The organism is Paenibacillus sp. YPG26 (assembly GCF_023704175.1).
Classification (GTDB): Bacteria; Bacillota; Bacilli; order Paenibacillales; family Paenibacillaceae; genus Fontibacillus.
Genome location: NZ_CP084530.1, coordinates 1,362,092 through 1,380,063 on the forward strand (window position 1 = coordinate 1,362,092; position 17,972 = coordinate 1,380,063).

A 17,972-nucleotide genomic window follows, 5' to 3' on the forward strand; every position below is an offset into this window, starting at 1 on the left:
TGTTGCTGTGCATGCACCCAGCTTATAGCCGAATAGGCTCTTTCATTGCCATTCTGCTGCTGTGTTCTCTGAGCTTGAGCAGCTGCAGCACAGCCCATACCCCGGGCATACCGATAAACAAGCAGGGAGCCGAAGCACTTGCCAGCAGTCACCAGGCTCAGAGGTTAACCATGGCTATTATATTTGCAACTGCGGATCCTGTGTATAAGCAGGTGACAAAGAGTGCCAAGGCGGCAGCTGCTAAAGCGGACATTCAACTCATTGTCAAAGCTCCAAATGAAGCGAATCTAGAACAGCAAATCAGAATTATGGAAAATTTGATTAAACAGAAGGTGGACGGGATTGCAATCAGCCCGGTGGACTCCGAGGCGATGACTCCGTATATTGATAAGGCAGCAGCGGCGGGGATTAAAGTCATCTGCTTCGATAATGATGCGCCAAATAGTAAACGGCTGGCCTATTTCGGGATTGATAACTACGAAGCAGGAAGACGGATGGCAGAATACGTGGATAAACTGCTCGGCGGCCAGGGTATGGTCATTGCAGAGACCGGAATGATCAGTTTTAACAACATTCGTCAGCGGGTTGCCGGATTTAAGGACTATTTAGCGGGTTCATCCGGGGTTCAACTGCTGGAACTGCGCACAGACGGGGACCATGCTGACCAAGCTACCGCAAATATTGAAGAAATGATTGAAGACCATCCCCATTTTGATGCGTTTGTCGGTTTTGATTCACAGGCGAGCTCATCAGCCATTCTTGTATGGAAAGCCAAGGGGTTACGTCAATTTGCGGTCACCTTCAACAATACGCCTCTAACCCTAAACGGGATTCGCAATGATCAGATTACGGCGACTATCGATCAGTCCGAAGATAGGTGGGGGGATATAATTCTTCAGCAATTGACCGCAGCTTGTTCAGGACAGCCTCTTCCAGTTGTTCAGCAATTGAATGCAAAAATCCTGACAAGGGACAATTGGAATAAAGAAGCTTTGGACAAATAAAGAGAAGGTCTAATCATACTCGGGGAGGTAGCTATGAAGATGAGGCGGATCAGCATTCTGTTCGTCGTCTTAATATTCATTAGCGGTTGCCGGTCAGAGCAAAGCAGGGAAGTGGCGACACAAGAAGCAACAATTCTGCCTGCATTACATGAGCAGGAGTTCACGGAGCTTCCACAGGATCAGGAAAGGCCGCTCGTCCTGGGCTTCTCCCAGGTTGGTTCGGAGAGCGCATGGCGTGCGGCGAATACGAAATCGATCAAGGAAGCAGCCAAGCAGGCAAGTGTGGAGTTGTTATTTGAAGATGCGCAGCAGAAGCAGGAGAACCAGATTCAGGCAATTCGTTCTTTTATCACCCGCAGGGTAGATGTGATCGGCTTCTCCCCCGTAGTAGAGAGCGGCTGGGAAGAGGTACTTAAGGAAGCGAAGGATGCCGGGATTCCCGTTATTATCACAGACCGATCCGTTAACGTTGCTGACCCCTCGCTGTACATAACTCTAATTGGCTCTAATTTTACGGAAGAGGGCCGTAAAGCTGGTAAGTACGTACTTGATAAAATGCGACTGGTCCGCGGTCCGATTCAGATTGCCGAGATTCAGGGAACGCTGAATTCCGCACCAGCCATTGACCGGAAGAAGGGCTTTGAAGAGATGATATCCAGGAATCCTGCGATGTCTATTGTTGCATCGGATACCGGGGATTTCACACGCGAATCGGGGAAGGCCATTATGACCGGGTACTTGAAGAAGTATGGCAAAGACATCCAAGTACTGTATTCCCACAATGATGATATGGCATTTGGAGCCATTGAGGCGATTGAGGAGGCTGGACTTAGGCCGGGCAATGATATTGTGATCGTTTCTGTAGATGGTGGAAAAGAAGCTTTTCAGGCTATGCTTGCGGGCAAGCTGAACTGTACAGTGGAATGCAATCCACTGCTGGGACCTCAGCTAATACAAGCGGCCAAGGAGGTTGTGGCAGGTCATACGCTGCCCAAACGAATTGTCACCCGTGAAGGAGTATTTACGAAGGGGACCGCTGCGCGGGCAATTGAGAACCGAAAATATTGAAGAAAATGAAATAGAAATTCGAATAATTTCTAAAACAGCCTTGGTCCTGAATACAGGATGAAGGTTGTTTGACTTTGTCAAATCGGCTGCTTGTGCAGAAAAATATATTGACATGAAATCGCTTACAAATTATAGTAATCTCTAAGCTTACCGATAAGCTTAAACTTCGAAGTGAAGGGAGGGAAATCATGATTAGAAGATAGGCAGCTTTACTTTAATGTAGTCGAAGTCAATTGCACTCCACGCTAGTTCAGTACTATGCATCATGTGCCCCTCACAGCTTCTTGTCTCCTTTCTATTCACCTTGCAGTCTAACACGTTCAGACATGATCCAATCTGGACTTCTGCAACATCACAACCTAATGCGTAACCTAATCTTTGTCCAAAAACAAAATTACGGAGGTTAAAGTTAATGAAAAGAATGTTATCCTGCTTAACTATTCTTGCTCTATTTATTAATTTGTTACCGCTTACAAATGCGGAGGCAGCAACGAGGGTTAATGTTGCGCTGAACAAAACTGCCACAGCAAGCTCCGTGGAGGATTCATCCAAGACAGCTGGACTAGCTTTTGATGGGAATTCATCTACCAGGTGGTCCTCCAGCTATTCGGATTCACAGTGGATCAGCGTGGATCTGGGCACAGCTACAAATATTAACGCAGTTAAGCTGAACTGGGAGACAGCATATGCCAAGTCCTACAGAATTGAGACGTCAAATGACAACAGTAATTGGACAACTGTATATTCCACACAGGCAGGAGATGGGGGAATTGATGAGATTTCCTTTGCAACGAACAGTGCTAGATATGTAAGAATGTATGGAATCCAAAGGGCGACGAATTACGGTTTCTCTCTTTGGGATTTCGAGGTATACGCTGCTAACGGAAATAATGAACCAGGACAAAGCGGAATTGTGTCTGGTGGAATCTACAAGGTGACAGCGCAGCATAGCGGGAAAAGTCTTGAGGTAGCTGGCGGTTCGTCCGCAGATGGTGCCAATGTGCAGCAGTGGACGGATAACGGCAGACCGGAGCAGCAATGGAAGGCCGTAGATGTTGGTGGCGGATATTATAAGCTGATCTCTCAGTCCAGCGGTAAAGCACTGGATGTAGAGGGAGCATTCACTCATGATGGAGCCAATGTGCACCAATGGACAGACAATGGTCAGGCGAATCAAAAATGGAAAATCGTTGATGTTAGCGGTGGATACTATAAGCTGATTTCCGGATCTAGCGGTAAAGCCTTGGACGTTGCCGGCGGCTCGACAGCAGATGGAGCGAATGTCCAGCAATGGACGGATAATGGAAATGCACAGCAAAAGTGGAAATTCACCAAAGTCACAACACAGCAGGATATCACACCACCAACAGCTCCAACCAACCTCGCAAGTACATCTAAGACAGCCACAACAGCAACTCTCACCTGGGCAGCATCTACAGATAATGTAGGCGTAGCAGGGTATGACATCTATAGAGGGACTACTCTCGCCGGATCAAGCACATCAACAAGTTATACAGTTACAGGATTAACTGCAGCTACAGTGTACAGCTTCACCGTGAAGGCAAAGGACGCAGCGGGCAATGTGTCGGCCGCAAGCAATGCGGTAAGCGTCACTACGAACCCGGCCACAACGCAGCATGCCGGATTCTACATTGATGGGACAACTCTGTATGACGCGAATGGGAATCCTTTTGTGATGAGAGGGATTAACCATGCTTACACCTGGTATAAAGGTCAGGAGGACGTGGCCATACCCGCCATTGCCAGAACAGGTGCGAACACGGTAAGAATCGTGCTTTCCGACGGGCAGCAGTGGACCAAGGACAGCTTGTCTGCATTACAAAGGCTGGTTACTCTGTGTGAACAAAACAAGCTGATTGCTGTTCTTGAGGTGCACGATGGTACGGGCTCCGACAGCGCAGCTGTACTTGATAATATTGCGAATTACTGGATCGAGATGAAGAGTGCCTTAATCGGGAAAGAGAAAACGGTGATCCTCAATATCGCAAATGAATGGTACGGCACTTGGAACGGAGCAGATTGGGCTAAAGGCTATATTTCTGTTATCCCTAAGCTTCGAAATGCCGGCATCAAGAATACAATCATGGTTGACGGCGCAGGTTGGGGACAATATCCGCAGTCGATCGTTGACTATGGAACACAGGTGTTTAATTCAGATCCTCAGAAGAATACAATGTTCTCTGTTCATATGTATGAGTATGCAGGCGGAAATGCTTCAACGGTTAAAAGCAACATAGACAATATTCTGAATAAGAATCTGGCACTGGTAATAGGTGAATTCGGAATTAGACACACAAATGGAGATGTGGATGAGGCAACCATCATGAGCTATAGCCAGCAAAAAGGCGTAGGCTATCTCGGATGGTCATGGAAGGGCAATGGCAGCGGACTTGAGTATCTGGATATGGCCAATGACTGGGCAGGTACCAGTTACACGGAGCAGGGGAACGCAATCATTAATGGTCCGAATGGAATTAAGAACACTTCCAAGCTGGCTACTGTTTTTAACTAGACTTTAATACGGAATGAGAGAAGCCCGGGATACCCATCCCGGGCTTCTTGTGATTAATCAATCACCTTGAGAATCGTCCCAACTACGGTCTCTGCTATAAGTTACATAGTCTTGGCAATCATTACCTAATAAATTGTTAAACAAAAATCGATTTTTGTCGATATATAATCTGTCCATGTAACTTTGCAGCGTGCTGCTTACTATTTATTTTATTTAAACATCGGGGGGTTCTTTCTTTGGCAATTAAACTTCGAACTAGATTGTTACTCAGCTTTTTCTCCATAATCCTACTGTTCTTAACAACAGTAACGGTTACGACAATGATGAACCAGACGATCTCAGGCCTCAATGACAGCATCTTTGAGTCTCAGAAAAGAATGGAAGTCATTCAGCGGTTGAATCTGTTTGCCAGAACGGCCAATGACAACGGGGCACATTATTTGCTTGCTCCGGACAATATGATGGGTAATTTCAAGAGCAGTTTTGATGAGACGGTTAAGTTCGTGGATCTGGAACTATCCAATCTTAAGAAAATGACCAAGGATCAGGGCAGCCTGAAGCAGATCGAGCAGTTCCGCACACTGTGGTCCCGCAATATGGAGTACAAGAGAACCATTATGGACAAAAAGGCAGCTGGCGAGACCCTGACGGCTCAAGAGAAATACAGCAAGGAGTCGTTCGAATCCGTTGCCTTCTCCCTTCTGTCCTTCATGAAGGATGAACAGGCAAAGATTGAAATGTACAAAAATGAGATTTCCAGCATGAATCAAAGGGTTAAGCTGGTTAACTACTCACTGGTTGGCATAGCCATCCTATTGTCTGTTGGAATCGCTTATCTGCTGTCTCGGTATATGATTAACCGGACCCGGAAGCTGATTCAATCTGCTGGTGCCGTAGCAGAGGGCAACCTTCAGGTTGAGGCATTAAGCTTCAAGGGGAGAGATGAGCTCTCTGAGCTTGCCACGGCATTTAATACGATGACAGATTCACTTAGAACCGTTATTGGAAGTGCGGAAATGGTGTCTATGCAGGTAGCGGCTTCTTCCGCTCAGCTGCAGGCCAGTGCTGAACAGACCAGCCAGGCTACTTCGTATATCGCTACAGTTATGCAGGAGATTACAGAAGGGACAGAGACTCAAGCCACTCAGGTTACCCAGAACCTGGATACCATCACGAACCTCTCGGACAAGGTGCATCACATAGCCAGCAATGGACAAGCTGTGCTGCAGACGGTTACTCATACCTCCGCAACAGCTATGCAGGGTAAAGATGATTTGATCAAGGTTATTCAGCAAGTTCGTACAATTGAGAGCAGTAACGGCAAGCTTGCTGAAGTTATAGACGATCTGGAGCAGCAGGCCGTCCAGATAGGCAAAGCTACACAGCTCATTATGGATATAGCCAGCCAGACAGACCTGCTTGCCTTGAACGCAGCTATTGAAGCGGCAAGAGCCGGTGAGCAAGGGCGCGGCTTCTCGGTTGTAGCCCAGGAAGTCCGGAAGCTCGCCGAGCAGTCCCGTGTATCAGCTGATCAGATACAAGGCCTGATTACGGGTATCCAGCAGGAAGCTAATATGGCATCACAGGAAATGGAACAGGGAACTCTTGAGGTTCGTAAGGGAATTCAGCTAATTGAAGTGGCTGGGGATTCCTTCGAGAGAATTATAGAGCTCATTAATCAGGTGGAAGAAGACGTGCAGGGAGTTACCGCGTCGACTACCGAGATTATGACCGATACTGAATCTGTGGTCTCAGGTATAACCATGATCTCACAGATCGCTACTGAGAATTCATCAGGTACACAGAGTGTGGCTGCTTCAACTGAGGAACAGCTTGCCTCCATGGAGGAAATCTCCGCTTCCTCAACTGAACTAGCCAATTCGGCTGACGAACTTAAGCAGCTAATCGGCAAATTCCGATTATAAATTCTATAACCAGGGGTGACACAGTATGATATTAAAACGATCTATGGCCGTTCTATTAATGTTTTCTTTAATATTAGTAAGTGCCTGTTCGAGTTCTTCCAAGTCAGAGCAGCCGGTAACCATAACTTTCGTAAGTACTTATGAAGGGAAGGAAGCTGAGTTCTTCTCAAGCAATATTAAAGCCTTCGAGAAAGAAAACCCAGGCATTAAGGTGAAAGTAGTCAATGTTGGTTTTGGCTCAGCTTCCAACTATGTCAAGACAGCAATGCTGGGGGATCAGACGCTGGATGGATTCAGATCCGACAGCTCCTGGGTTCCCGAGTTCGTTGAATTAGGGCTGCTGTATCCCCTTGATTCAATGATTGCTGCAAAGGACAGAGCTGATTTCAATCCGGCAGCGCTTAATTCCCTTGTTATTAACAACAAATTATACGGGCTGCCTACAGTAATGGAAGCTCCAGCGTTACTGTACAACAAACGGATTCTTAAAGAGCTTGGATATTCCAATCCCCCGCAGACCATGGCCGAGATGATGGATATAGCGAAGAAAGCAACCAACGAAGGTCGTTACGGAATTTTTCTATCTGATGATTCATTCTTTGCTATTCCATATATTTGGGCGTTTGGTGGAGAGACCATCACAGATGACCGCAAAGTTCACATTGCCTCCCCTGATTCGATTAAAGCTCTGGAATTCCTTCAAGAGCTTCGCAGCAGTGGAGTAACTCAGCCATACCCGGATTTCAGTGACAGCTATAATAAAATGATGACAGACTTCAAAGAGGGGAAATCCTCAATGATCGTGAATGGTCCGTGGGCTGTGAGTGATCTGCTAAGCGGCAGCGAGTTCAAGGGCTCGAATAACCTGGGAATTGCTCCAGTTCCAAAGGGACCTAAGGGACAAGGCTCGCCTGCGGGAGGACAGAGCTTTGTCATCTCCAAATACAGCAAGCATCCCGCAGAGACCTATAAGTTCATTCAGTATTTAACGAACTCGAAGAACCAGACCCAGCGAGTTAAGGAATTCAAGTCCTTACCTAGCCGTCTAAGTGTATATCAGGACCCAAGTCTGGCCAATGACACAATTATTCAAAGCTTTAAGCAGGTATTGGCACTGGCCAAGCCTCGTCCACGTATTGCCGAAGGTGAAGACATGTTCGCCGACTTTACTTCTAATTTGGGCCAAATGCTGCTCGAGAAGATTACTCCCGAACAAGCCGGCAAAAACATTGAAGTGGCTTGGCGTGAACTGCTGAAGCTTGATCGATGAAGAAAAAGAGCTATTCTGAATAAAATATGATACAGCAGGGCAGCAATTAATCCTTCACAGGATTCAATTGCTGCCTTTCTGTCCTTTATAATAGGATTAATACTATGAAACGAGGTGGAAGCAATTGATCCTTACTCTTAATCCTGTAACAACAGGGGGAGCCTTCCTTGAATTCTTGGACGCAGCGAGTGGCGCTGGCTTTCCCGCGATAGAATATGATATTCGGCCCTTTGCGGAGATTGCAGAGAAGCAGTCCCTTGAAGCGGCACGGGAGCTGCTGTCCTCAAGAAATCTTGTACTTGGCTGTATTGGGCTGCCTGTCGAATTCCGGCGCAGCGAAGAGGAGTTCGAGCAGGAGCTGGCGGAACTTCCCCGTCTCGCTGCATTCGCCCGTGAGCTCGGTGTGGAGCGCTGCTGTACATGGCTCATGCCAACTACAGATGAACCGGTTGCCGAGTACACGTGCCGTACGGTGGTAAGACTTCGGAAGTGCGCTCAAATATTAGGCGCACAAGGGATCCGCTTCGGACTCGAATGGGTAGGTCCCAAGACTTTGCGTACTCAAAAGTATGATTTTATCCATGATCTTCGGGGTGCGTTAGATCTGATTGACGCGATTGGAGAGCCGAACGTAGGCCTCTTGTTCGACAGCTTCCACTGGTTCACTTCCGGCGGGACCGCGCAGGATATTCTAAATCTAAGGTCAGAGCAGATTGTGCTGGTCCATATGAATGATGCCCCGAATGAGCCGGTGGATGAACAGCTTGATCAAGTGCGCCTGCTGCCGGGTGAAGGGATTATTGATTTGGCCGCCATGTTTGAAAGTCTCGGCAGAATCGGATACGACAGTTATGTGTCCGTGGAGACATTTGGTAAGGAGCTTCCGGCTTTAGGGGCCAAAGAAGCCGCTGTAAGAACGAAGGCGGCTGCGGACAAGACACTCCATGCGTTGAAGAATACATAAAATTCAGCATGAGGTACAAGATATAAGGAGACAAGAATTAGAAATGAAGGAGGGGATATGGAATGGAGAACAAGTCTCACAGCGGGAACTATAGAGGAACAACGAACATGAAGGCCAAGAATCAGGACATGGCTTTTGTGAATGATACGCTGGAGAATGCCAAGAACACGACGCCTGTGAATACGATGAAGGATGACGTTAACGAGGGGAATGAACAAGAGCCCCTAAATCTGAATGGGGTATAAACTCAGAATCTTTCTGTCTGAGTACAGCGACAAAAGCCTGGATTTGCGGTAACAGCCGCAGGTTCAGGCTTTTTCTTCGTAATCTCCATCTGGGAGATAGATCATTCAATGATTCGTACTTGCTGCCTGCGCATATGATCTACAAGCCAGGGATTAATCGTTAGATTTGATTAGGGAGTTGGTCTACCTAATGATAACCATAAGCTTATGTATGATTGTTAAGAATGAAGAGGATACGCTTGGCCGATGCCTGGACTCGGTACAGGGTATAGTGGATGAGATCAATATTGTTGACACGGGATCGGATGACCGCACCAAAGAAATTGCTTCAAATTATACGAATCGTATCTTTGACTTCGAGTGGGTTAATGATTTTGCCAAGGCCAGGAACTTTGCTTTCCAGACAGCAACCAAAGACTTTATCTTGTGGTTCGACGCCGATGACGTGTTCCTGGAGGAAGATCGGCGAAAGCTGCAGCTATTGAAGAATGAGCTGGAGCCTTCTATTGATTCTGTGACTATGGAGTATCATTTGGCAGCTGATGAATACGGCAATGTGACTATGAAGTCCGTGCGGAACCGTCTGGTCAACAGGAGTAAGCAGTTTGAATGGATTGGCGCCGTCCATGAATATCTCGAAGTGAGTGGAGATATATTCACCAGTGATATCGCAGTCACTCACAAAAGCATCCGGCACGATGCAGACAGAAATTTACAGATATACGAACAGCAGCTGTCAGAAGGTAGAGAATTTACACCCAGGGATTTATTCTACTATGCTAACGAATTGCGTGATCACCAGCTGTATGAGCGGGCTGCCGAGTATTACGAGAAATTCCTGTCAACCCGGCAAGGCTGGGTGGAGGATAATATTTCGGCTTGTATCCGACTGGCCGACTGTTATTTTGCACTGGGAGATGCCGAGGCACAGCTTGAATCTACTCTGCGCTCGTTACAATATGATCACCCGAGGCCGGAATTGTGCTGCAGATTAGGCTTTTATTTTATATCCAGGCATAATTACAACGCGGCTATTTTCTGGTACCAACTGGCCACCACGATTGAACTGCCTAAAGGAAGCATGGGCTTTCAGAATCCAAGCTTCTCAACCTGGCTGCCCCATCTGCAGCTGTGTGTGTGTTATGACCGGATAGGCCAATATGAGTTAGCATACAAGCATAACGAAGAGGCCCGGACATATCGTCCAACGGATACGAGGATACTTCATAACAAAATATACTTAGAGCCGCTTCTGCATAAAGAGGCCTGAGAGGGATGGCTAAGATTAAAGTTCTGGTGGCAAGCCCTGTTTATCAGAAGCCTTCGATTCTGCAACACTTTCTTGAGTCGCTGACCCGCTTGGACCAATTCAAGATTGAGTATTCTTACATGTTTGTGGATGATAACAAAGAGACCAGATCAAGTGAACTTCTCCGCGAATTTAAGCAGGCTAACAACAACGTGACGATTATGAATTCGGTTCATGAAGCTGATTATGTATGTGATGACAGGACCCATTATTGGAATGAGGGCCTAATATGGCATGTGGCGGGTATCAAGAACATGATCCTAGACTACGGCTTGGCACTGGGATATGATTATCTGTTTTTAGTGGACTCTGATATTGTCTTGTATCCTCAGACTGTTGATCATTTAGTGTCACTCGGGAAGGACATTATCTCGGAAATCTTCTGGACAAAATGGCAGCCTGAAGCCGGCGAACAACCCCAGGTGTGGCTGAGTGATGAATATATCCAGTGGAAGCAGGTCCGGGGAGAGAAGCTTACAGATGAAGACAAATCGCGGCGTTATGATGAGTTTATTCGGCAAATGAGGATGCCCGGCGTCTATGAGGTAGGTGGACTGGGAGCATGCACATTAATCAGCGCGCACGCGCTCAGGGCTGGTGTGAATTTCAAGCCCATTCCAAATCTCTCATTCTGGGGAGAAGACCGGCACTTCTGTATAAGGGCGGCTGCGCTTGGGCTGCGGTTATACGTAGACACCCATTATCCGGCTTATCATATATACCGGGAATCCGACCTGGAAGGTGTTCCCGGCTACGTGTCCAGAACATTATCAACCCAAGACCATGAACAGCCGGCATCGGTCAGTCGGGCCCCTCAAGTTATAACGGGAACCAGACCGAAATTGACCTTGTCGATGGTCGTGAAGAATGAAAGCGGCCGTTATTTGGAGAAAGTCATTGCTGAACACAAGAAGTATGTTGATGAGGTTGTCATTATAGACGACGGCAGTACTGATAATACAGCGGATATCTGCAAGGAGTATTTTGATGGTATTCCTGTTCATTTGGTCAGCAACAAGTTATCCAAGTTCTCGAATGAAGTGGAGCTTCGTAAGCAGCAATGGAAGGAGACGATCTCCACCAACCCGGAATGGATCTTGAACCTTGATGCGGACGAAATGTTCGAGACTAGATTCCACATGGAGCTGCCGAAGCTTCTTGGCCAGACGCAGACGGATGTGTTTTGTTTTCGTTTATATGATTTTTGGAATGAAGATCACTACCGGGAAGACAGCTTTTGGAGATCACATAAGACATACCGTCCTTTTTTACTAAGATATCGTCCGAATTTTGAATATACCTGGCAAGAAACGCCGCAGCACTGCGGAAGATTTCCTAATAATATACTCAAGCTGACCCATGCGCTCTCTGACCTGCGTCTCAAGCATTTTGGTTGGATGAGCGAGGAGGATCGTGCTCGAAAATTCGACAGGTACATGAAGCTTGATCCGCAAGGCAAGTTTGGATGCTTGGCCCAATATTTATCGATTGGTGATGAGCACCCACATCTTGTGAGATGGATAGAGCAGCTTTAGGAGAGCAAGGAATCAGCAGCTGGCAATTGAATGACAGACCTCCTGCAGAGGTTACGCTGCTGATTTGGTACGAAAGAGAAAGGAGTATTGAGAAGTTTGTCGAATAAATAAATATACTAACAGATGCATGCTCTCCAACAGAAGAGATCAGGAGCTAAGGGTGGTATATTCCTCCCTTATTTTCTTTGTGTATATTAAAATAGAGTAGTTTTTTTTATTTATGTCATAAAAAGAAGAAATATGTCGATTAATAGTATAGTACTCTGGCATTAGATAATTAGAAAGGAACGTTCCCGAGATGATTGGATTTAGAAGATTAATGATTGTATACATATTAGTGATGAGCCTTCTGTTAATCTTTTTGAACGGAATTTATTACTACACTATGAGAAGCACGCTTCTTGATGGACAGAAGCAGAGCATTGAGATGATGACCTCACATATTAAATCTTCGCTGGAGATTACACAAAAGGGGGAGATGCTCTTCGAGGAAGCCTTGTCGGGTAAGCTGCGCCTTGCCTCGATTGCAGCCCAGGCTATGCTGCCGCATAAGCTTGATGAGGTATCCAATGAACAGCTGGTCCGGATCCGCGACAAGCTTGGCATTGAAGATTTGACCTTGTTCAGGTATTTGAAGAATGAGAATAACTTTATCGGAGAGAAGTCCAGTGATCCCAAAGAAATCGGCATGACCACGGAGACCTGGGGCAAGGGAAAGTGGAACGTAGTCTTCAAGGAATTGATGGAAAAGCATAATGCTACGCCGATTCCGAACTTTGGCGAGAACCTGCCTAATTTTTGGGCGGGCCCATTCGATACCTCCTCCTCTGATCCTACTAAAATCAGCAAATGGGGATACTACAACGACGGGACCACAGACTATCTGATTGATCCTTATATTTCGGAAAGTATCATTAACAGGTTCAGAGACAAGGCTGGGGTGCAGTTCAATATCGAGGAACAGGAGAAAAGCAACCCGTTAATCCTTGAAATTGGCATACTTAACGACAAAATTCTGCAGGGAGAATGGAAGGTGCCGAAGGATAAGCCTGAATGGCATTCTGAACGCAAGCTTCTCTATGGTAAATATAATTATACCTCCCCGGAAGATTCAACACTTGCGAAAGAGGCTTTTTCCAAGATGGAGAAAGTGCATAAGGTGATGGAGATCAATGGGAGGTCCGTGCTGAGAACCTATTCACCAATTAGCCTGGAGGATAATGTGAATAAAGGATTCGACCGCATGCTGGTCATCGTGACTTCCGACATGGATCAGCTTACATCGGACTTGATTCAGAAAGAAGTAAGAATATCGATTGTGGCCTTGATTATCCTGGTCATCGGAGCCTTAATGATTACTGCCGTTGTTAGATACATTAAGAAGCAGAGCAGAATTGTGAACGATGTTCAAAGCATGTACCTTCAAAATATAGACAGCCTGTTCACTACAATCAAGGAGTATCGGCATGATTTCGTGAATCATATCTTCGCGCTCACGGGACTTGCGAGAATTAAGAAATATGATGAGCTTGAAGCATACCTTCACAGCCTCAACCATATTAATAAATCGCTTAATGACATTATTGATATTCAGGTTCCCGCGTTCAATGGGCTTATTCAGGCCAAAGTGGCTCAGGCGCTGGAACGGAAAATTAACTTTGAGTATTATTTCTCGGGGTTTGAGCTGTTGGATCTGGATATATTAAAAATTACGAACCTTGTCCGCATTACCGGGAATCTGGTTGATAATGCGTTCTATGCCGTTCAGGATATGGATGAAGCTGAACGGAGAGTGGAAGTGATAGCGCGGGTTGAGCACAAGAAACTAACTATTCAGGTTCGCAATAATGGTGAACCCATACCGGAAGAGCTCAGAGAGCGGATCTTTGATCATGGATTCACGACAAAGCCCAAGACCCGGAACAGTGGTCTGGGTCTCGCGATTGTAAGAAAGCTTGTTGAGGGCTATAATGGGCGGATTACACTTGAGAGCAGCAGCGAATATACCTGCTTCAAGATCGACATTCCCCTTAGCCCCAAAGAAATGCATGGGTTCGCTTGATTGAGGAGACACCACCGCTGGAACCGAAGCCCGGGAGCATATTCCCGGGCTTCCTTGCAATAGATCAGAACAACAATGCCTGCCGTTTGCTCAGGAAAGGGGAACTTCACAACATGAAATCTGTACTCAAAGGTGGATTCTCCACTGAGTTATTGTATATTCTGGGGATTATCGCCATCTCGTCTGCGGCCATCTTTGTGAAATGGTCACAGGCTGAGGTATCGGTTATTGCCATGTACCGCATGTTCATTACAGACCTCTTGTTAATTCCGCTGTTATGGAAATACAGAACTGAATTCTCTCAGCTGACTCTGCGGCAGCTCGGTATGCTGTCAGTCTCGGGAATTGCGCTAGGGCTGCATTTCCTACTGTGGATGGCGTCACTTCGGTACACTACGGTGGCCAGTTCTACAGTCATACTGACCTTAGAGCCGATTATCGTTATGCTCGGTTCATTCTATTTGTTCCGCCTGCGTTCTAATCTTGCCATGAGATTAGGCATGGCTGTGGCGCTGGCCGGCTCGCTAGCCATCAGCATTGGGGATTTCACCTTATCGGGCTCCGCTTTAGCCGGGGATATTATGTCATTTCTTAGTGTACTTGCAGTATCTGCCCATCTTCTGATTGGTAAGCGGATGCGGGAGAAGACCAGTGCCTATGTGTACAATTTCAGTGTCTTTGCCTTTGCGGGGATATTTCTGGCTGCCTACAATGCCGTCAATGAGATTCCGTTTGGAGGGTATTCGGAGAGAGAGTGGGGATTATTCCTGCTTCTAGCCTTGATTCCAACCTTGTTCGGTCATTATTTATTCAATTGGCTGCTGAAGTATATGAACGCTTCTGCCGTGTCCATGGCGGTTCTAGGGGAACCGGTGGTGGCTTCCTTACTTGCCTGGCTGCTGCTGAATGAGAGACTGACCTGTCTGCAGCTCATTGCCGGGGTGTTCATTATTGCTGGGGTCTGGGTGTTTATCCGCTATGGCAGGGAGACGGACAGGAGCTGAAGAGCAAGCCCGGGCATACTCTCAAGCTTGATCTCCGCAGATCCTGTCAAATAGCTGAATATTTAAAAGAAGGAGCCCACGGTCTGATTGCCGGGGCTCCTTCTTTTCACGATCCCTGCCTTAATCCGCGCTTCCCACTAAGGACGGGCAGCTCGGACTTCAGGCGAAATTAAGGGTACGGCCGGTCTCGACAAGGGTCTTGATATTGCTGAGAATCATCGGCCAGCTCTTCAGACTCCCTTCATAGGAAGGGTCATTGGCGTGCCACTCATCGTGAATGAGAACCAGCTTTGTTACACTTCCAACAGGCTCAAGCAGCCAGCTGATCCGCGATTCATAGTTCTCTGCGTTCGGCTCCTTGAGATAGGAAGGTCCGACCCTGTGTGTGAACCGAAATGCCTTCTGCGGGGTGAACTCGAGTATCGTGCCGAACACATGAAGTGTCTTCTCACCATCGCTGCCTGGGCCGATGTATTCCAGCAGGTCCCCTTCCTTGAATGTGGAGTGAATGACGCTGCCATAGTAAATCTGCTGCACCTGATGCGGAGCAACCAAAGCTTCCCAGACCTCTTCAGGTGAGCCGCCGATATACATTTCATATTTCAGATCTTGCATGTCCATTATACCTCCTTGATTCATGATTCTACCCAGCTGCATATGCCGAGTATCTGGGCCAAGTATAGTACAAGATCACTGCCAGCTGCTGTCAGTTAAGATCATTCTTCTCATAATGATGCAGCATACCCTTGAGGATTTCGACCATCCTCTTCTGCAGACTCGCGGGTTCAAGTATGGTAATTGCCTTTCCGTAAGATAATAGGAAATAGGGCGCGAAGCTCTGAATGGACTCCTCTGTTAATCTGAACAAAATTTCGCCGGGTCCCCGCCTGGTTAGCGTGTGAGCGAACAGCCAATGCCTGCTTAGCTCATTCAGCGCTTCCTCCTGACCGGATATCCGTACATGTACGAGGTCCGGTTCCTCCTTGGATCCGGGAAGCAGGGAGTTCATGAAGAACTGGCTTGCCGAGAAGGATTCAGGGTGCCTGAAAGTCTGCTCGGTAACCGTCAACGTCTGAATTCGGTCTACCCGAAAGCTCCGGATCTCACTGCGGTGGTGACAGTAGCCGACTACGTACCAGTTCCCTTTCCACTGAACAAGCCCATATGGATCAAGAAGACGCTCCTTGGCCGATCCTTCGTGACTTCTCATATAGACCATATGAAGGGTGCAGCCTTCCGCCGCACAGGTGCTCAACAGCTGAAGATGTTCCTCGAGCTTCTCCGATGAAGGTGTGATGACTCCGATCCGGTTCTCATGGAGCATCACCTGCTGAAGCTGCTCCGGCCCAATATACGTTTTGAGCTTGGAGATGGCCCGGTTCAGGATATCGGGAAAAGGATACCCGGCATCCTGCGCGAACTGTGCAGCCTGAACAAGACTTTTCTGCTCGTCAGGATCGAAGAGCAGCGGGACAGAGTTGAAATGTTCCATCAGCCGGTACCCGCCATGATGCCCGGTATCCGCTGTAATAGGAACCCCGCTGGCACACAGTGAATCGATATACCTGTAGACCGAACGGACGCTGATCTCCAGTTCCTCTGCAAGCTCACGTGCCGTAATTCTTTTGCGGGTCTGAAGAATCCATAATATTGACATCATATAATCAGCTTTCGCCACTTAAGCATGCACCCTCTTCATTTGGCTGGGGTCATCAGTGAACCCTTCTGTCTCCATATTCCACATGCATCCGGAGTTTCCTTTGCGGACGATGGAATTAGGACTATAGAGACAGTTCGGTCTCACTATAGCTCCCGCTGTGATACAATGCACACGCTTACTTTCAGGGTATATAATACAATAAAGCTATAACTTCATAAGTAGGGGGAGTATATATGAAGGTCAAAGATTTCATGATTACGAATCCCGTTACGGTCAGCAGTACAACAACCCTGAGGGAGCTGCTTCAGAAGCTGGTGGATAAGCGAATTGGCGGAGCTCCTGTTGTGAACGACCAGAGCAAGCTGCTTGGCATGATTAGTGATGGAGATGTCATCCGCTACCTTAAGCCAAGCACGGGCCGTGTATATGACTTCTTCAGCTATGTGATCCAGACCGAGACAGAATCACTGGACAGCTCTGTGATGAACAAGCTTGAGACCTCGGTTGGCAAGGTTATGGTCAGCAAAAATTTATTTACGGTATCCCCGGAGGATCCTCTGGAAAGAGCGATTGAAATTCTGGGCAAGCACCACTTCAAGAAAATTCCGGTCGTTGACCCGCAAGGGACGATCGTGGGTGTAATCAGCCGGGGAGACGTGCTTCGCCAGCTGGTCAACTCCTTCGTTCTTAACCCTTGAACCGGGTTGATACTCAAGAGACCTTGGCACCTCCATTTGGTGCCAAGGTCTTTCTTTATAAACCCGAATATTACAAGCGCACACAATCAATGTAACAAACAAGCAGATTTATCAATCTGATTTCTTGTCCTTATTCATCTCTATTCGTTCTCCCAGCGCTTGAAATACCTCGTCAATCGTTTTTATCCGCTCCTCAACTCTTTTTGCCGCTGCATCCAAGGTGAAACCATCATCAAGCAGTTCTTTTACCAGAATAATTTTCTTAATGCTCATATAGTCGTATTTTCGGGTCGATCCTTCACCCTCTTTTACAGAGTGGATCACGCCTTTTTCTTCCCAATATCGAATTTGCCGCTGCGGAACCCCCGTTATATCGGACACTTCGCCTATGCCAATGACTAATTTTTTTAACAAGGCCAGATCAAGCATAGGATCTATTGATTCTTTCATCATGTTCACCCTTTGAATTCAATTATTGTAATTAGTCTACAATATGTGAATGCTGTTAACAACTTTAGTTATATTATTGACTTAAATTGTAGATATGTTACAATTTGCGAAGAAATATTACATTAAATATTTTTAATTTACTGAGGAGAGGGGGGCAATTAGGCTTGGCAGATTGTATGAATTAACTCGACATCATTTATAAAACAGTCCGATGGATAAGGTCGACGATCTTAGAGCTTGAAGAA

At 46.8% G+C, this 17,972-nt stretch carries 15 protein-coding genes; 12 read left to right on the forward strand and 3 right to left on the reverse strand.

Annotation, left to right across the window (positions count from 1 at the left end; translation table 11 throughout):
* Positions 1 to 11: 11 nt before the first annotated feature.
* The 11 genes from LDO05_RS06280 (at position 12) to LDO05_RS06330 (ending at position 14,919) form a co-directional block, all read left to right on the forward strand.
* Complete coding sequence (locus tag LDO05_RS06280) at positions 12 to 1,004, forward strand: substrate-binding domain-containing protein (RefSeq protein ID WP_251378006.1); 993 nt, start codon at positions 12 to 14, stop codon at positions 1,002 to 1,004.
* A gap of 33 nt (positions 1,005 to 1,037) precedes the next feature.
* On the forward strand, positions 1,038 to 2,072 hold the full coding sequence (locus tag LDO05_RS06285; protein ID WP_251378007.1) for an ABC transporter substrate-binding protein: 1,035 nt from the start codon (positions 1,038 to 1,040) through the stop codon (positions 2,070 to 2,072).
* 412 nt (positions 2,073 to 2,484) lie between these two features.
* A complete protein-coding gene (locus LDO05_RS06290; protein ID WP_251378008.1) occupies positions 2,485 to 4,605 on the forward strand; it encodes a cellulase family glycosylhydrolase in 2,121 nt (706 codons plus the stop codon).
* Between the two features lie 236 nt (positions 4,606 to 4,841).
* Positions 4,842 to 6,530, forward strand: coding sequence for a methyl-accepting chemotaxis protein (locus tag LDO05_RS06295; protein ID WP_251378009.1), 1,689 nt, complete (start codon positions 4,842 to 4,844; stop codon positions 6,528 to 6,530).
* Between the two features lie 25 nt (positions 6,531 to 6,555).
* A complete protein-coding gene (locus LDO05_RS06300; protein WP_251378010.1) occupies positions 6,556 to 7,800 on the forward strand; it encodes an extracellular solute-binding protein in 1,245 nt (414 codons plus the stop codon).
* A 124-nt stretch (positions 7,801 to 7,924) separates the two neighbouring features.
* Positions 7,925 to 8,764: a sugar phosphate isomerase/epimerase family protein gene (locus LDO05_RS06305; RefSeq protein ID WP_251378011.1), complete on the forward strand. Its 840-nt coding sequence runs from the start codon at positions 7,925 to 7,927 to the stop codon at positions 8,762 to 8,764.
* A gap of 62 nt (positions 8,765 to 8,826) precedes the next feature.
* Complete coding sequence (locus LDO05_RS06310) at positions 8,827 to 9,009, forward strand: hypothetical protein (protein ID WP_251378012.1); 183 nt, start codon at positions 8,827 to 8,829, stop codon at positions 9,007 to 9,009.
* Between the two features lie 190 nt (positions 9,010 to 9,199).
* Positions 9,200 to 10,279, forward strand: a complete 1,080-nt coding sequence (locus LDO05_RS06315) for a tetratricopeptide repeat-containing glycosyltransferase family 2 protein (protein ID WP_251378013.1) — start codon at positions 9,200 to 9,202, stop codon at positions 10,277 to 10,279.
* Positions 10,280 to 10,284: 5 nt separating this feature from the next.
* A complete protein-coding gene (locus LDO05_RS06320) occupies positions 10,285 to 11,853 on the forward strand; it encodes a glycosyltransferase (RefSeq protein ID WP_251378014.1) in 1,569 nt (522 codons plus the stop codon).
* A gap of 385 nt (positions 11,854 to 12,238) precedes the next feature.
* Positions 12,239 to 13,915 carry a sensor histidine kinase gene (locus LDO05_RS06325; protein WP_251378015.1) on the forward strand — a complete coding sequence of 559 codons (1,677 nt, stop codon included), beginning with the start codon at positions 12,239 to 12,241 and terminating at the stop codon, positions 13,913 to 13,915.
* A gap of 113 nt (positions 13,916 to 14,028) precedes the next feature.
* Positions 14,029 to 14,919 carry a DMT family transporter gene (locus tag LDO05_RS06330; RefSeq protein ID WP_251378016.1) on the forward strand — a complete coding sequence of 297 codons (891 nt, stop codon included), beginning with the start codon at positions 14,029 to 14,031 and terminating at the stop codon, positions 14,917 to 14,919.
* A 159-nt stretch (positions 14,920 to 15,078) separates the two neighbouring features.
* On the opposite strand, the gene LDO05_RS06335 is transcribed toward LDO05_RS06330, so the two are convergent.
* Positions 15,079 to 15,534 carry an SRPBCC domain-containing protein gene (locus tag LDO05_RS06335; RefSeq protein WP_251378017.1) on the reverse strand — a complete coding sequence of 152 codons (456 nt, stop codon included), beginning with the start codon at positions 15,532 to 15,534 and terminating at the stop codon, positions 15,079 to 15,081.
* 91 nt (positions 15,535 to 15,625) lie between these two features.
* The gene (locus LDO05_RS06340; RefSeq protein WP_346657627.1) at positions 15,626 to 16,579 is read right to left on the reverse strand and encodes a helix-turn-helix transcriptional regulator; all 954 of its coding nucleotides are present in this window, start codon (positions 16,577 to 16,579) and stop codon (positions 15,626 to 15,628) included.
* A 233-nt stretch (positions 16,580 to 16,812) separates the two neighbouring features.
* On the opposite strand from LDO05_RS06340, the gene LDO05_RS06345 reads away from it, so the two are divergent.
* Positions 16,813 to 17,277 (forward strand): CBS domain-containing protein, encoded by a 465-nt coding sequence (locus LDO05_RS06345; RefSeq protein WP_251378019.1) that lies wholly within the window; start codon positions 16,813 to 16,815, stop codon positions 17,275 to 17,277.
* A 111-nt stretch (positions 17,278 to 17,388) separates the two neighbouring features.
* Here the strand turns inward: LDO05_RS06345 and LDO05_RS06350 are convergent, their stop codons facing one another.
* Positions 17,389 to 17,730 carry a MerR family transcriptional regulator gene (locus tag LDO05_RS06350; protein ID WP_251378020.1) on the reverse strand — a complete coding sequence of 114 codons (342 nt, stop codon included), beginning with the start codon at positions 17,728 to 17,730 and terminating at the stop codon, positions 17,389 to 17,391.
* Positions 17,731 to 17,972 lie beyond the last annotated feature (242 nt).

Coding starts and splice junctions, on each gene's coding strand:
- LDO05_RS06290 (WP_251378008.1), top strand. CDS start 2,485: ATGAAAAGAATGTTATCCTGCTTAACTATTCTTGCTCTATTTATTAAT.
- LDO05_RS06320 (WP_251378014.1), top strand. CDS start 10,285: ATGGCTAAGATTAAAGTTCTGGTGGCAAGCCCTGTTTATCAGAAGCCT.
- LDO05_RS06325 (WP_251378015.1), top strand. CDS start 12,239: ATGAGAAGCACGCTTCTTGATGGACAGAAGCAGAGCATTGAGATGATG.
- LDO05_RS06315 (WP_251378013.1), top strand. CDS start 9,200: ATGATAACCATAAGCTTATGTATGATTGTTAAGAATGAAGAGGATACG.
- LDO05_RS06350 (WP_251378020.1), bottom strand. CDS start 17,730: ATGATGAAAGAATCAATAGATCCTATGCTTGATCTGGCCTTGTTAAAA.
- LDO05_RS06310 (WP_251378012.1), top strand. CDS start 8,827: ATGGAGAACAAGTCTCACAGCGGGAACTATAGAGGAACAACGAACATG.
- LDO05_RS06330 (WP_251378016.1), top strand. CDS start 14,029: ATGAAATCTGTACTCAAAGGTGGATTCTCCACTGAGTTATTGTATATT.
- LDO05_RS06280 (WP_251378006.1), top strand. CDS start 12: ATGCACCCAGCTTATAGCCGAATAGGCTCTTTCATTGCCATTCTGCTG.
- LDO05_RS06340 (WP_346657627.1), bottom strand. CDS start 16,579: ATGATGTCAATATTATGGATTCTTCAGACCCGCAAAAGAATTACGGCA.
- LDO05_RS06285 (WP_251378007.1), top strand. CDS start 1,038: ATGAAGATGAGGCGGATCAGCATTCTGTTCGTCGTCTTAATATTCATT.
- LDO05_RS06300 (WP_251378010.1), top strand. CDS start 6,556: ATGATATTAAAACGATCTATGGCCGTTCTATTAATGTTTTCTTTAATA.
- LDO05_RS06335 (WP_251378017.1), bottom strand. CDS start 15,534: ATGCAAGATCTGAAATATGAAATGTATATCGGCGGCTCACCTGAAGAG.
- LDO05_RS06345 (WP_251378019.1), top strand. CDS start 16,813: ATGAAGGTCAAAGATTTCATGATTACGAATCCCGTTACGGTCAGCAGT.